12 protein-coding genes and 1 pseudogene are annotated in these 13,287 nt (G+C 65.5%); 9 read left to right on the top strand and 4 right to left on the bottom strand.

Annotated features, from left to right (window positions below; translation table 11 throughout):
- The first annotated feature begins 38 nt into the window (after nucleotides 1-38).
- A pseudogene (locus DFK10_RS11120) lies at nucleotides 39-421 on the top strand (DUF805 domain-containing protein).
- Between the two features lie 42 nt (nucleotides 422-463).
- Here the strand turns inward: DFK10_RS11120 and DFK10_RS11115 are convergent.
- The 3 genes from DFK10_RS11115 to DFK10_RS11105 form a co-directional block, all read right to left on the bottom strand.
- Complete coding sequence (locus DFK10_RS11115; RefSeq protein ID WP_109389105.1) at nucleotides 464-1,834, bottom strand: glutamate--cysteine ligase; 1,371 nt, start codon at nucleotides 1,832-1,834, stop codon at nucleotides 464-466.
- A gap of 92 nt (nucleotides 1,835-1,926) precedes the next feature.
- Complete coding sequence (locus tag DFK10_RS11110; RefSeq protein WP_235866828.1) at nucleotides 1,927-2,424, bottom strand: hypothetical protein; 498 nt, start codon at nucleotides 2,422-2,424, stop codon at nucleotides 1,927-1,929.
- Nucleotides 2,424-3,140 (bottom strand): 16S rRNA (uracil(1498)-N(3))-methyltransferase, encoded by a 717-nt coding sequence (locus DFK10_RS11105; protein ID WP_109389103.1) that lies wholly within the window; start codon nucleotides 3,138-3,140, stop codon nucleotides 2,424-2,426. The genes DFK10_RS11110 and DFK10_RS11105 overlap by 1 nt, the downstream gene beginning before the upstream one ends.
- Nucleotides 3,141-3,151: 11 nt before the next feature.
- Here DFK10_RS11105 and ubiA point away from each other — a divergent pair, with 11 nt between their 5' ends.
- The 3 genes from ubiA to DFK10_RS11090 are packed head-to-tail and all read left to right on the top strand — an operon-like array spanning nucleotide 3,152 to nucleotide 6,413.
- A complete protein-coding gene (gene ubiA, locus DFK10_RS11100; RefSeq protein ID WP_109389102.1) occupies nucleotides 3,152-4,117 on the top strand; it encodes a 4-hydroxybenzoate octaprenyltransferase in 966 nt (321 codons plus the stop codon).
- A 57-nt stretch (nucleotides 4,118-4,174) separates the two neighbouring features.
- The gene (locus DFK10_RS11095; RefSeq protein WP_109389101.1) at nucleotides 4,175-6,094 is read left to right on the top strand and encodes an OmpA family protein; all 1,920 of its coding nucleotides are present in this window, start codon (nucleotides 4,175-4,177) and stop codon (nucleotides 6,092-6,094) included.
- A complete protein-coding gene (locus DFK10_RS11090) occupies nucleotides 6,087-6,413 on the top strand; it encodes a hypothetical protein (RefSeq protein WP_109389100.1) in 327 nt (108 codons plus the stop codon). The genes DFK10_RS11095 and DFK10_RS11090 overlap by 8 nt, the downstream gene beginning before the upstream one ends.
- Nucleotides 6,414-6,687: 274 nt before the next feature.
- Here the strand turns inward: DFK10_RS11090 and DFK10_RS11085 are convergent, their stop codons facing one another.
- Nucleotides 6,688-7,278 carry a TlpA family protein disulfide reductase gene (locus DFK10_RS11085; RefSeq protein WP_109389099.1) on the bottom strand — a complete coding sequence of 197 codons (591 nt, stop codon included), beginning with the start codon at nucleotides 7,276-7,278 and terminating at the stop codon, nucleotides 6,688-6,690.
- Between the two features lie 27 nt (nucleotides 7,279-7,305).
- Between DFK10_RS11085 and argH the strand changes: the two genes are divergently transcribed.
- From argH to DFK10_RS11065, 5 genes are all read left to right on the top strand, one after another.
- Complete coding sequence (gene argH / locus DFK10_RS11080) at nucleotides 7,306-8,700, top strand: argininosuccinate lyase (protein WP_109389098.1); 1,395 nt, start codon at nucleotides 7,306-7,308, stop codon at nucleotides 8,698-8,700.
- Nucleotides 8,697-8,870: a hypothetical protein gene (locus tag DFK10_RS16500; RefSeq protein WP_217810137.1), complete on the top strand. Its 174-nt coding sequence runs from the start codon at nucleotides 8,697-8,699 to the stop codon at nucleotides 8,868-8,870. Before argH ends, DFK10_RS16500 begins: the two co-directional genes overlap by 4 nt.
- The gene (locus tag DFK10_RS11075; protein ID WP_109389097.1) at nucleotides 8,870-9,175 is read left to right on the top strand and encodes a DUF2834 domain-containing protein; all 306 of its coding nucleotides are present in this window, start codon (nucleotides 8,870-8,872) and stop codon (nucleotides 9,173-9,175) included. Before DFK10_RS16500 ends, DFK10_RS11075 begins: the two co-directional genes overlap by 1 nt.
- A gap of 164 nt (nucleotides 9,176-9,339) precedes the next feature.
- Nucleotides 9,340-10,605 (top strand): diaminopimelate decarboxylase, encoded by a 1,266-nt coding sequence (lysA, locus tag DFK10_RS11070; RefSeq protein ID WP_109389096.1) that lies wholly within the window; start codon nucleotides 9,340-9,342, stop codon nucleotides 10,603-10,605.
- 72 nt (nucleotides 10,606-10,677) lie between these two features.
- Nucleotides 10,678-13,275: a TIGR02302 family protein gene (locus DFK10_RS11065; protein WP_109389095.1), complete on the top strand. Its 2,598-nt coding sequence runs from the start codon at nucleotides 10,678-10,680 to the stop codon at nucleotides 13,273-13,275.
- Nucleotides 13,276-13,287 lie beyond the last annotated feature (12 nt).

Below are 13,287 nucleotides of genomic sequence, written 5' to 3'. Positions count from 1 at the left end.
CTTCTCGCAACTCACGATGCAGAAAAGGAGTTTGTTAGATGGATTTCATGACAGCTGTTCGCACCGCTCTGCTGGAGCGTTACCTTGATTTCAAAGGTCGTTCGAGCCGGTCGGAATACTGGTGGTTCTTCCTGTTCAACATCCTGGTGAATATCGTGTTGAACGTTCTTGTGGGATCGCCGCGATCTTTGCGATCCTGTCGCTGATCGTCAGCCTGGGCCTTCTGATCCCCGCGATCGCGGTCGGGGTGCGCCGCCTGCATGATATCGGAAAAAGCGGCTGGTGGCTTCTTCTGGCCTTCATCCCGATCATCGGGGCAATCATCCTGATTTATTTCTTCATCCAGCCGAGCGAGCCGCGCACCAATGACTGGGGCCCGGAACCGGGCGGCCCGTCCAACCCGGCGCAGACCTTCGAATAGGGACGTGAAACGCCCGGTTCCCTCGCGGGGCCGGGCTGTCGCCTAGTAGCTGAAGTCCCTGTAAATCCGGGTCAGGTCGCCGTTCCAGTCGCCGTGGTAGGCGTCCAGCAACTCATCCGCCGGGGCCTTGCCGGTTTCGATCGTGTCCTCGAGCGCATGCAAGAAGTGGCGTTCATCGGCGACCATACCGCCCAGCCCGGGCCGGGCCCGCGCCTTGAGCCCGCCGCGCGCGATGTCGACCACGTCGCCGGCCAGTTCCTGCATGGTCCGACCGCCGACCTTGGCCTGCAACCCGTGCACCGAGGCCTCGACGCGCCACGCTTCGCGGGTTTCCGCATCCCAGTCCTTGACCAGGTCCCACGCGGCATCCAGCGCGCCCTGATCATACATCAGCCCGACCCAGAAGGCCGGAAGCGCACATAACCGCCGCCACGGGCCGCCATCGGCGCCGCGCATCTCGATGAATTGCTTGATGCGCGCCTCGGGGAAGATCGTGGTCAGGTGGTCGGCCCAGTCCGACAGGGTTGGGGTTTCGCCGGGCAGGGCCGGCAGCTTGCCGTCAAGGAAGTCGCGGAAAGACTGGCCAAGCGCGTCGATATACCTGCCGTCGCGGTAGACGAAATACATCGGCACATCGAGCGCGTAATCGACCCAGCGTTCGAACCCCATGCCATCCTCGAAGACGAAGGGCAGCATGCCGGTGCGATCCGCGTCCAGATCGCGCCAGATGCGGCTGCGCCAGCTTTTGTGGCCGTTCACCTTGCCCTCGAAGAAGGGGGAATTGGCGAAGAGCGCGGTGGCGACGGGTTGCAGGGCCAGCGCGACGCGCAGCTTTTGCACCATGTCTGCCTCGGACCCGAAATCCAGGTTCACCTGCACGGTGCAGGTCCGGTACATCATCTGTTTGCCGTGGGTGCCGACCCGGTCCATGTAATCGGTCATCAACCGATACCGCCCCTTGGGCATCATCGGCATGTCCTCGTGCGACCAGATCGGGGCCGCACCCAGCCCGATGAAACCGACTCCGATCTCGTCAGCGATGTCCTTGACCTCTCGCAGGTGCGTGTTCACCTCGTCGCAGGTCTGGTGGATGGTTTCCAGCGGCGCGCCGGACAGTTCCAGCTGTCCGCCCGGTTCCAGCGATACGTTCGCCCCGCCCTTTTCCAGCCCGACGATGTTCTCGCCCTCGAAGACCGGGTCCCAGCCATAGCGAAAGCGCAGCCCTTCCAGCATGGCCTTGACCGATCGTTCCCCGTCATAGGGCAGCGGGCGCAGCGTGTCGGTGCAATAGCCGAATTTCTCGTGCTCGGTGCCGATGCGCCAGTCGTCCTTGGGCTTGCAGCCCTTTTCAAGGAATTCGGCAAGCTGGTCGCGGCTTTCGATGGGGCCGCCACCGGATTGGGGAATGGACATGGCACGCGGCCCTTCTTGTTTCTTTCAGAAAACCTTGGTGCCGCCTGTATCAGCCCAAGTCAATGCACGGAGGCTGTGCGATTTGGCGCGGGTCAGTGCAATTGCTTCCGCCCGCGTTGCCAGAGCGTTTGCGGCGTCTCGCCTGGATGATCCAGCAGGTGCAGCAGGTGATCCAACCCCAGCCCCGGAAGGGTCGCGAAGAGGTCAAAGAGCTGGTCCGCCCCGCGCGCATCTGCAGGAATGGTCAGGCGACTGCCATCCTCGCTGATCAACACCCAGGCCGGTCCATCCGGGGACAGATCCAGCCGGAGCAGCGCATCGATATCCACGATCCCGCCCGCCTCGGGGCCCATATAGGCGACGCGGCCCTCTCGGACCGTGACGATCCCCGGCCCGTCACCCGCACGCCGGAATCTTCCGCGCTGGATGCCGGTGACGATCAGCGCCAGACCGGCGACCACGATCACCCAGCCCAACCACCGAAGGATACCGAAGGAAACCAGGCCCCAATAGAGGCCCAGGGCCGCAACGGCCAGGCCGATAAGGGCCTCGCGCCAGCGCAGAAGCAGGGCTTTGACCTCGGGGCGCATCACCAGTCTCCGTGCGCGTTTTGCCACAGGGTAAGCGCCGCGACGGCCGCCGTGTCGGCGCGCAGGATACGCGGCCCGAGCGAAACGCCCGTGGCGCAGTCCATGCCGCGCAACCGGTCGCGCTCGCGCGGGGAAAAGCCACCTTCGGGCCCGATCAGGATGGCGGTCGGCGCGCGCAACGTGTCGGGCAGGTCATCGGCCGCCCCGATCCGGGTTTCGTCGCAGAACATCAGCGCGCGCGCCGGGTCCCAGCCATCGAGCAGCCGGTCCAGTTTCACAGGCTCGGCAACCTCAGGCACATAGGTGCCCCCGCATTGCTCGGCGGCCTCCACCGCGTGGGCCTGCAAACGATCCACCCGCACCCGTTCGGAATTGGTGAACTCGGTCAGCACCGGGCAGATCCGCCGCGCGCCCATCTCGGTCGCCTTTTCGACGATGAAATCGGTCCGCGCCTTCTTGATGGGTGCGAAAAGCAGCCAAAGGTCGGGCGGTTCCTGCAAGGGACGGGTTTGGGCAATGCAGGTCAGCGTGCCACGGCGCTTGGCCGCCTCGGTGACCTCGGCGTCCCATTCCCCGTCCTGCCCGTTGAATAATGACAGCACCGCCCCCGGCCCCAGCCGCATCACCCCGAACAGGTAATGCGCCTGATCGCGGTCCAGCGGAACCGTTTGCCCCGCCCCCAGCGGGTGATCTACAAAAAGCCGAACCTTGGACATGCGGGGACCATATGACCGGGACGCCAGAGACGCCAGAGCAGGATGGAACCGTTGCCGATGCCTACCGGGGCAACTGGGTGGATCGCCACGCCCCGCCCGAAACCCGGCCCTACCTGCGGCTGAGCCGCGCGGACAGGCCCATCGGCACTTGGCTTCTGCTGCTGCCCTGCTGGTGGGGCTTGCTCCTGGGCATGTTGCAGACCGGGCGCGCGGGCTGGTTCGACCTGTGGATCGCGCTGGGCTGTGCCCTGGGGGCGTTCCTGATGCGCGGGGCGGGCTGCACGTGGAACGACATCACCGACCGCGATATCGACGGCAGCGTCGAGCGCACCCGGTCGCGGCCGATCCCGTCGGGGCAGGTCGGGGTGCGGGCGGCGCTGGTCTGGATGGCGCTGCAAAGTTTCGTGGCGCTGCTGATCCTGCTGACCTTCAACATGAATGCCATTCTGTTGGGCGTGCTCTCGCTTGTGCCGGTCTGCATCTATCCCTTTGCCAAGCGATTCACCTGGTGGCCGCAGGTTTTCCTCGGCCTGGCGTTCAACTGGGGCGCGCTGCTTGTCTATACCGCCCATACGGGCAGCCTGGGCTGGCCCGCCGTGGTGCTTTACCTTGCGGGCATGGGCTGGACGCTTTTCTATGACACGGTCTACGCCCATCAGGACGCCGAGGATGACGCTCTGATCGGGGTGAAGTCCACCGCGCGGCTTTTCGGTGATGCCACGCCGCGCTGGCTGCGCTGGTTCCTTGTCGCCACGGTCAGCCTGATGGCGCTGGCGGTAATCCTTGTCGCCATTGACCGGTCTGTCCTGTCGCTTGTGGTGGCCCTGTGCGGGCCATGGGCGATGGGCTGGCACCTGTTGTGGCAGTTGCGGCAATTCGACCCCGAGGACAACCCAGGCCTTCTGCGCCTGTTCCGGTCGAACCGCGACGCGGGCCTGATCCCCGTGCCATTTTTCGCCGTCGCTCTGTTCCTGTGATTGAACCCTGTTCGGCTAGGGCCTAAGGAAGGGCATCCCTGCCGTTGTCGAGGCCAAATGCGTCTTTCGGAACTCTTCATTCGTATCGGTGCTTTCGCCCTTGCCGCGCTGGTTTGCGTCTTCGCGGCGCAGGCGGCGGTGCGGACGGTTGAAAGCACCTCGGTCGCGGCGGTGGAAACCGCACTTGAAGAACGCAGCCTCGGCTTTGCCTCGGTCATCGGCGATGGGCTGCAGATCGTTCTGGAAGGCCAGGCCGACAGCGAGGCCGAGCGGTTCCGGGCGATTTCCACGGCAGGCACCATGGTGGATGCCAGCCGCGTCATCGACAACATGACAGTCCGCGACCCGACAGGGATCGCGCCGCCGGAATTCTCGATGGAGGTTCTGCGCAATGACAGTGGGATCTCGATCATCGGCCTGATCCCCGCCGCCTCGGATCGGGAAAGGCTGAATGCCCGTCTGGAGGGGCTGACCGACTCGCCCGACCGTGTGGCGGATCTGCTGGAAGTGGCAGACTATCCCCAGCCAGAGGGTTGGCAGGCGGCCGTGGATTACGGCATTCGGGCCCTGCGCGCCTTGCCACGCTCCAAGGTTTCCGTGCGCGCCGACCGCGTTGCCGTCGAGGCCATCGTCGATTCCGATGCGGAAAAGGCCCGCATGGAAAGCGACCTGGCCCGTAACCAGCCCGAGGGCGTCGATGTGGCGTTGCAGATCATGGCGCCGCGCCCGGTGATCACCCCCTTCACAACCCGTTTCGTCAAGGATGCCGAGGGCGCGCGGTTCGAGAGTTGCGTGGCCGATACGACAGAGGCGGAGGACCGTATCGTCGCCGCTGCCCGCGCTGCCGGGGCCGAGGGGCGTGTGGGCTGCACCCTGGCGCTTGGCGCCCCGTCCGGCACCTGGGGGCAGGCTGTGTCGCTTTCGATTGCGGCCATTGGCGAACTGGGCGGCGGGACCGTTACGATTTCCGATGCCGATATCACCCTGATCGCGTCAGAGGGCACCGTGCAGGGGAATTTCGACCGTATCGTCGGGGCTTTGGAAAACGAGCTTCCGGAGCTCTTCGCGCTGGAAGCGGTGTTGCCCGAGGCCCCCGAAGATGCCGATCAGGGCCCGCCACAATTCATCGCCACGCTCAGCCCAGAGGGCACGGTGCAGCTGCGGGGGCGGGTCACCGACGAATTGCTCAACACTACCGCACAGAACTACGCCCGGGCGCGGTTCGGAACAGCCGATATCGCGATGGGCACCCGGGTGGTCGACGGATTGCCCGGCAATTGGGGCGTGCGGGTTCTGGCCGGGATCGAGGCCTTGTCGATCCTGTCGAACGGGTCGCTCGTGGTCGAGCCGGATACCGTTGTCGTGCGTGGCAAATCCGGCGACGAGGAAGCCGGCGCCCGCGTCTCGCGGTTGCTGATCGAAAAGCTCGGCGAAGACCAGGATTTCGAAGTCGAGGTCGAATATGTCGAGGCGCTGGACCCGATCGAGGCGATGCCCACGGACGAGGAATGCCTGTCGCGCATCGAAACCGTGACGCTGGATCGCAAGATCACCTTCGACCCCGGCTCGGCCAATATTTCGGGCGCGGCGATTTCCGTGGTCGACGACATTGCCGAGATCCTGCGCCGCTGTGCCGACCTGCGGATCGAGATCGCGGGCTATACCGACAGCCAGGGCCGCGAGGAAATGAACAAGCGCCTGTCCCAGCAAAGGGCGGAGGCGGTGCTGACCGCGCTGCGCATGCGGCGGGTGCCGACATCGAGTTTCCGCGCCGTGGGCTATGGCGAGGACAACCCGATCGCCGACAACGAGACCGAAGAAGGTCGCGAGGCGAACCGCCGGATCGAGTTCTCGTTGATCGAAGTTGAAATGACGGAAGAAGCCAGCACGCTGGACGAGTTGGCCGCCGAAGGCGCGACGGACGGGTCAGGGGAGGGCGGCTCAGACGCGGCCGCGACGGGAGAGACGAATGAATAGGACCGAGTTCATCATCGCCACGGCAATCGTGCTGTTCGTGGCCTTCAGCCTTGGCTGGTTCGCAAGCTGGCTGATCAACCGCTTCACCCGGGTCAGCAAGTCCGAGGTGGGCGAGTTGGACAAGATGGCGCAGGCCCTGCACGAGGCCGAGGAAACCCGCGACCAGGCGATCACCTACCTGCAACAGCGCGAAGCCGAGATGACCAACCAGATGGCCCAGACCGAGGCCGAACTGCGCGCCGCGATGGACGGGCTGCGCGACGCCCGCCGCGAAGCCGAGGAATTGCGCACCTATATCGAGCGCCAGAACGCCGGGTAGAGGCCGGGCAACAAAGGCTGGTTGGCGGGACTTTCCTGCCGTTCGACTGAGGCCATGGTCAGCCCCTGGGGTGGCGATCCAACGAAACTATCAGGGGCGCTTTATGGCTGCCGCACACTGCACCAGACCGAGCCTCGCGCGTCCATTTCCCAATCGCCAGCCCTCGGGAGGGGCTGACGATGGCCGGGCCGCTGCGCGACTGTTAGCCGGCCAGTTGCGCCGAACGGGCGGCACAGATGGGCTCAAACCCGCCACTCGCCGCATCCAACCGCCCCTACCCGTCGATCAGTGCAGCGATGATGGCCTTGGCTTCGGGGCTGGCCCAGTCGGCGTCGCCCTGAAGGCGGGCGATTTCCTGGCCAGTGGGATCGAGGATCAGTGTCACCGGCAGGCCGAGAACGCCCATGTCGCGGGCCAGCGCGCTGCTGGCATCTGTGTGCATCGGCAGGTTATCGACGCCGATCTCTTCAAAGAACGCCTCCATCGCCGGGCGCGGGTTTCGGCCGGTCGCGATGGTAACAACCTCGAAATCCTCGCCGCCGAACTCGGCCTGCAACTCGGCCAGTTGCGGCATTTCCTTGCGGCAGGGGGCGCACCATGTGGCCCAGAAATTGACCAGCGCGTATTTGCCCTCGTAGGCGGCGAAGGTCATGTCCTCGCCCGTTTCCGAGGCGAAGGCGACCGCCGAGCCGGGGGCCTGGGCGAATTGAAGCTTGGTCATGTCGCCGCCGCGCATCTCTTCGAGCGCGGTGAAATCCAAGACCGTGGTGGCAGGCGCGGGGCTTTCCCTGTCGCTCAAGGCCAAGTATAGCCCACCGGCAAGGCCAATGGCGGCGGCAGCTGTCAGGATGAGGGCTTTGTTCATGTAACCACCTTTGGAACGCGGGGACCCATGTCGGACAAAACGGGATCGAATGCAATGTGGGGCGGGCGCTTTGGCAGCGGACCGGATGCGATCATGGAGGCGATCAACGCCTCGATCGGGTTCGACAAACGGTTGGCGAAACAGGACATAGGCGGGTCTCGTGCGCATGCGGCCATGTTGGCGGCCCAAGGTATCATTTCAGAAAAGGACGCCGAAGCCATTCGGGAAGGGCTGCTCACGGTCTTGTCAGAGATCGAGGGCGGGACTTTCACCTTTTCCACCGCGCTGGAGGACATTCACATGAATGTCGAGGCGCGCCTGAAAGAGGTGATCGGCGAACCGGCCGGGCGCCTGCATACGGGCCGCAGTCGGAATGACCAGGTGGCCGTGGATTTCCGGCTCTGGGTGCGGGATCAGTGCGATGCGGCCGAGGCGGGCCTCGTGGCGCTGCAGAAGGCGCTGTTGGGCCAGGCTGAACAGGGGGTGGAGTGGGTCATGCCGGGCTTCACCCATCTGCAGACCGCGCAGCCGGTGACCTGGGGCCATCATATGATGGCCTATGTCGAGATGTTCGGGCGCGACCGCGCCCGGTTCTCCGATGCCCGCAAGCGGATGAACGAGTCGCCCCTCGGCGCGGCGGCGCTGGCGGGGACGCCGTTTCCCATCGACCGTCAGATGACCGCCGAGGCGCTGGGTTTCGACGGCCCCATGGCCAATTCGCTCGACGCCGTCTCGGCCCGCGATTTCGCGCTGGAATTCCTGGCCGCCGCGTCGATCTGCGCGATGCATCTGAGCCGCCTTGCCGAAGAGCTGGTGATCTGGTCCTCGGCCCAGTTCCGGTTCGTGTCCATGTCCGACAAATGGTCCACCGGATCGTCGATCATGCCGCAGAAGCGCAACCCGGATGCGGCCGAATTGCTGCGTGCCAAGATCGGGCGCATCTTCGGCGCCAACGTGGCGCTGATGACGGTGATGAAGGGCCTGCCCTTGGCCTATTCCAAGGACATGCAGGAGGACAAGGAACAGGTTTTCGATGCCGCCGACAACCTGATGCTGGGCTTGGCGGCCATGGCGGGCATGGTGGCGGACATGAGTGCCCGGCCCGAGAACCTGCGGGCCGCGGCCGCCACAGGTTTCTCGACCGCCACTGACCTCGCCGACTGGCTGGTGCGAGAATTGGGCCTGCCCTTCCGCGAGGCGCATCACGTCACCGGTGCGCTGGTCGCCGAAGCCGAAAAGCGCGGCTGCGACCTGCCGGACCTGCCGCTGGAGGTCATGAAATCCAGCCACGCGGGAATCACCGAAGGGGTGTATGATGTGCTGGGCGTGGACAATTCCGTCCGCAGCCGCACGTCTTACGGGGGCACGGCCCCGGACCGCGTCCGGGACCAGATCGCCCGCTGGAAGGAGGCACTGACATGAAGAAGACCCTTGCACTGATCGCCCTGCTCGGCCTTGCCGCCTGTGGCGCGGATGACCCGCCGTTCCAGCCGACCGCCGGTGTCGGCGTTTCCGTCGGAAGTGGCGGAGTGAGCACCAATGCCAGCGTCGGCGCGACCAACGGAACCGTCTCGGTCGGCTTGAACCTCTGATGCGGTGGCTGTTCCTGGCACTGGCGGTTTGGGGCACGGTGCATCCGATGTGGTATTTCATCTCCTGGTTTCAGGAGAATACCTGGTCGATCATGGCCATGGTCGATGCCTGGCACGCCAATGATGCAGCATCCGGGTTGGTCTGGGACCTGACCATCGCGGCCGTGGCGCTGACCATCTGGGTGATCTGGGAAAGCGTGACGACACGGCGCTGGGCCGGGTTGCTCGCGGTGCCCGCGACCTTTTGCATCGGGGTCAGTTGTGGCCTGCCGCTCTACCTCTTCCTTCGGATGGGACGCAGCTAGGCGGTGTCGCTGCCGCGACGCTTTCATTTACGAAATCGGTCAGGCGCCGCGCCGCCGCCCTGTCGCGCGGTCAGCCCCGTTGCGATGCGGTATTTTTGACCCAAAGAAGCCTTGGGGTTTTCGCCAGACCTGCTAAACCCGCGAGGATGTCGAAGGGGGCCGGGATGGACCATTTCCTGTATCGCGATGGCGCATTGCATGCCGAGGATGTGCCGATTTCCGAGATTGCGGCGGCCGTGGGCACGCCGTTCTACGTCTATTCCAGCGCCACGCTGCTGCGTCACTTCCGGCTGTTCGACGAGGCGTTGGCGGGCACCGATCACCTGGTCTGCTATGCCATGAAGGCCCTGTCGAACCTGGCAGTGGTCAAGCTGCTGGGCGAGGCGGGCGCGGGAATGGACGTGGTGTCGGGCGGCGAGTACCGGCGCGCCAGGGCGGCGGGTGTGCCCGGCGAGCGGATCGTCTTTTCCGGGGTCGGCAAGACCCGCGACGAGATGTGTCTGGCGCTGGAAGGTGGAATCCGCCAATTCAATGTCGAGAGCGAACCGGAAATGCGCGCGCTGTCCGAGGTTGCGGAGTCCATGGGCGTGGTCGCGCCCGTGACGGTTCGGGTCAACCCGGATGTGGATGCGAAGACGCACGAGAAGATCTCGACCGGCAAGGCCGAGAACAAGTTCGGTATCCCGATTGCCCGTGCCCGCGAGGTCTATGCCGAGATCGCGGGACTTCCGGGCCTTAAGGCCATCGGGATCGACGTGCACATCGGCAGCCAGTTGACCGACCTGGAGCCGTTCCGGCTGGCCTATCAGAAAGTGGCCGAGCTGACCGAGGCGCTGCGTGCCGATGGCCATGATATCCGGCGGCTCGACCTGGGAGGCGGGCTGGGCATTCCCTATGAGCGGTCGAACGAGGCGCCGCCCTTGCCCTTGGAATACGGACAGATGGTCCGCGAAGTCGTGGGCCATCTGGGCTGCGAGATCGAGATCGAGCCAGGTCGGCTGATCGCGGGGAATGCCGGGCTGCTGGTCGCCGGGGTGATCTATGTCAAGCAGGGCGAAGGCCGCGAATTCCTGATCGCGGATGCGGCGATGAACGACCTGATCCGACCCGCGATGTATGACGCCTGGCACGATATCGTGCCGGTGCGCGAAGCCGAAGCCGGGGCCGTCATGACCCCCTATGACATTGTCGGCCCGGTCTGCGAAAGCGGCGATACCTTCGCCAAGGGGCGCATGTTGCCGGCACTGGGCGAGGGCGATCTGATCGCGTTCCGGTCCGCCGGCGCCTATGGCGCGGTCATGGCCAGCGAATACAATTCGCGGCCCCTGATCCCCGAGGTGCTGGTGAACGGGGATCAATTCGCGGTTATCCGCCGACGCCCGACCTTTGACGAGATGCTGAATCGAGATACCATCCCCAAGTGGCTGTAGCGGGTATTCCGAACGGCCCCAGCGAATGGTGAGGTTGACATCCGCCCAGAGCAGACCCCCCGGCATCTGCGCATGCCCATTGCCCTGACCCGGATCGGCCTTTGGGCCGAACGGATCACGCGCGCATTCTGGCCGGTCTGGACAGTGCTGTTCGTCGGGTTGGCTCCGCTGATCATGGGCTGGCAGGATCGGCTGCCGTTGGAACTCGTCTGGGGTTTCGCGGTTTTGGTCGTCCTGGTCCTTGGCTGGACGTTGTGGCGCGGGGTCCGGGGCTTTCGGGTGCCCACGCGCGATGAAGCCGTTGCACGGGTCGACGCGCGCCTGCCGGGCCGCCCGATCGCCGCGCTCGAGGACCAGCAGGCCATCGGCGCGGGCGATGCGGCATCGGAGACTGTCTGGCGGGTGCATCTGCAACGCATGGCCGACCGGACCCGCGACGCGCGCCCGGTCGAGCCTGATCTGCGCCTGTCACGGTCAGACCCGTTCGGCCTTCGATATATCGCGTTGCTTGTCTTCGTCGTGGCGCTGATGTTCGGCTCGCTCTTGCGGGTCGGCAGCGTGGTCGAGGCCGGGATTGGCGGCACTGGCCAGATTGCCACCGGTCCGGTCTGGGAAGGCTGGGTGGAGCCGCCAGGCTATACCGGCAAGCCGACCCTTTACCTGGCCGACCTTCAGGGCCGGGCGATCCGCGCGCCGGAAGGATCGCTTATCACCGTGCGGCTTTATGGCGAGGTCGGCGAGCTGACCGTGGCCGAGACCGTCTCCGGCCGAACCGGAGAGGTGCCGCCGGCCTCGGATGTGCAGCAGAGCTTCGAGGTGGCGCAATCGGGCCGCCTGGAAATCATGGGCGATGGCGGCGCGGCCTGGGATGTTGTCATGTTGCCCGACGAGGCACCCATGGTGGAGCTGGCCGGGCCGGTCGAGGTCGAGGCCTCGGGCGAGATGGCCCAGCCGTTCCGGGCCAGCGACGATCACGGCGTGTTCGCCGGTGAGGCGCGGATCGACCTGGATCTGGGGGCGGTAGATCGCCGCCATGGGCTGGCCGTGGACCCGGACCCGCGCGAGGCGTTTGTGGTGGATCTGCCGATGCCGTTTTCCGGCGATCGCGCGGATTTCGAGGAGCGACTGATCGACGATTTCTCGCAGCATCCCTGGGCGAACCTGCCGGTGACGCTGACCCTGACTGTCGAGGATGCCGTCGGCCAGTCCGGCAGCAGTACGCCCGAGACCATGCGCCTGCCGGGACGGCGGTTCTTCCAGCCGGTCGCCAAGGCGGTGATCGAACAGCGCCGTGACCTGCTTTGGTCCAAAGCGAATGCATCGCGGGTGGCGATGGTGCTGCGCGCCGTATCGCACCGACCTGACGAGTTGTTCAACAACGAGACCAGCTATCTGCGGTTGCGCATTACCCTGCGCCGGCTGGAGGCCGAGATGGAAGGCGGCCTGTCCGACGCGGCGCAGGAAGAGATCGCCCAAGCGCTCTGGGACTTGGCGATCCTTCTGGAGGACGGCTCGCTCGCCGATGCGCGCGACCGTCTGGAGCGGGCGCAGGAACGGCTGGCCGAGGCGATGCGCAACGGGGCCTCGGAGGAGGAAATCCAGGAGTTGATGGATGAGCTGCGTGCCGCGATGGATGAGTACATGCGCATGCTGGCCGAAAACGCCGAGCCGGGCGAGAATGGCACCGATCAGCCCGATAGCGGCGAGGAGAACCGGCAGATTTCCCAAAGCGAAATCGACGCCCTGTTGGACCGCATCCAGGAGCTGATGGAAGAAGGCCGCATGGCCGAGGCGCAGGAGCTGATGGAACAGCTCAACCAGATGATGGAAAACATGCGCGTCACTCAGGGCGAAGGCGGTGATGGGCCGCAAACCCCCGGTGAGCAATCCATGCAGGACCTGGCCGAGACCCTGCGCGATCAACAGCAGTTGAACGACGATTCCTTCCGGGAGCTACAGGAGCGGTTCAATCAGGGCCAACCTGGCCAGCAGGGGCAACAGGGTCAGCAACCCCAGGGACAGCAGCAGGGCCAACAGCCCGGCGGCGAGGATCAGCCGGGCCAGGGCCAACAGGGCCAGCAAGGGCAGGGTCTGGGGCAGGGTGACAACAGCCAGCAGGGTATGATCGGCGAAGGTGGCCAGGGGGGCGAGGCGACCGGCGAGGGGTCTTTGGCTGACCGGCAAAACGCCTTGCGGCAGGGATTGAACCAGTTGCGCAACGCGCTGCCGGGCTTGGACGGCGAGGCGGCAGACCGCGCGGGCGAGGCGCTGGGCCGGGCCGAGGACGCCATGGAAGGTGCCGAGGACGCGTTGCGCGAGGGCGACATGGCCGAGGCCATCGACCGCCAGTCCGAGGCGATGGACGCCTTGCGCGACGGCATGCGCAACCTGGGCGAGGCCTTGGCCGAAAACCAGCGCGAACAACTTGAAGAGGGGCAGGGCACCCAGACCGGTCGTGCCGATGGTCGCCCCGAGCCGGGCCGCCGCGATCCGCTGGGTCGCCAGATGGGCAATTCCGGCCAGTTCGGCAGCGACGAGAACATGCTCCAGGGCGAGGATATCTACCGCCGGGCCGAGGAACTGCTCAAGGAATTGCGCGACCGCTCCGCCGACCAGGAACGGCCCGAGCTGGAGCTGGACTACTTGAAGCGGTTGCTGGAGCGTTTTTGAACCGCGTTTGCC

This window comes from Salibaculum griseiflavum, from assembly GCF_003129565.1.
Lineage (GTDB): Bacteria > Pseudomonadota > Alphaproteobacteria > Rhodobacterales > Rhodobacteraceae > Salibaculum > Salibaculum griseiflavum.
This window is presented reverse-complemented; position numbering and strand designations above follow the sequence as displayed.

Coding starts and splice junctions, on each gene's coding strand:
- DFK10_RS11115 (WP_109389105.1), bottom strand. CDS start 1,834: ATGTCCATTCCCCAATCCGGTGGCGGCCCCATCGAAAGCCGCGACCAG.
- DFK10_RS11110 (WP_235866828.1), bottom strand. CDS start 2,424: ATGCGCCCCGAGGTCAAAGCCCTGCTTCTGCGCTGGCGCGAGGCCCTT.
- DFK10_RS11105 (WP_109389103.1), bottom strand. CDS start 3,140: ATGTCCAAGGTTCGGCTTTTTGTAGATCACCCGCTGGGGGCGGGGCAA.
- ubiA (WP_109389102.1), top strand. CDS start 3,152: ATGACCGGGACGCCAGAGACGCCAGAGCAGGATGGAACCGTTGCCGAT.
- DFK10_RS11095 (WP_109389101.1), top strand. CDS start 4,175: ATGCGTCTTTCGGAACTCTTCATTCGTATCGGTGCTTTCGCCCTTGCC.
- DFK10_RS11090 (WP_109389100.1), top strand. CDS start 6,087: ATGAATAGGACCGAGTTCATCATCGCCACGGCAATCGTGCTGTTCGTG.
- DFK10_RS11085 (WP_109389099.1), bottom strand. CDS start 7,278: ATGAACAAAGCCCTCATCCTGACAGCTGCCGCCGCCATTGGCCTTGCC.
- argH (WP_109389098.1), top strand. CDS start 7,306: ATGTCGGACAAAACGGGATCGAATGCAATGTGGGGCGGGCGCTTTGGC.
- DFK10_RS16500 (WP_217810137.1), top strand. CDS start 8,697: ATGAAGAAGACCCTTGCACTGATCGCCCTGCTCGGCCTTGCCGCCTGT.
- DFK10_RS11075 (WP_109389097.1), top strand. CDS start 8,870: ATGCGGTGGCTGTTCCTGGCACTGGCGGTTTGGGGCACGGTGCATCCG.
- lysA (WP_109389096.1), top strand. CDS start 9,340: ATGGACCATTTCCTGTATCGCGATGGCGCATTGCATGCCGAGGATGTG.
- DFK10_RS11065 (WP_109389095.1), top strand. CDS start 10,678: ATGCCCATTGCCCTGACCCGGATCGGCCTTTGGGCCGAACGGATCACG.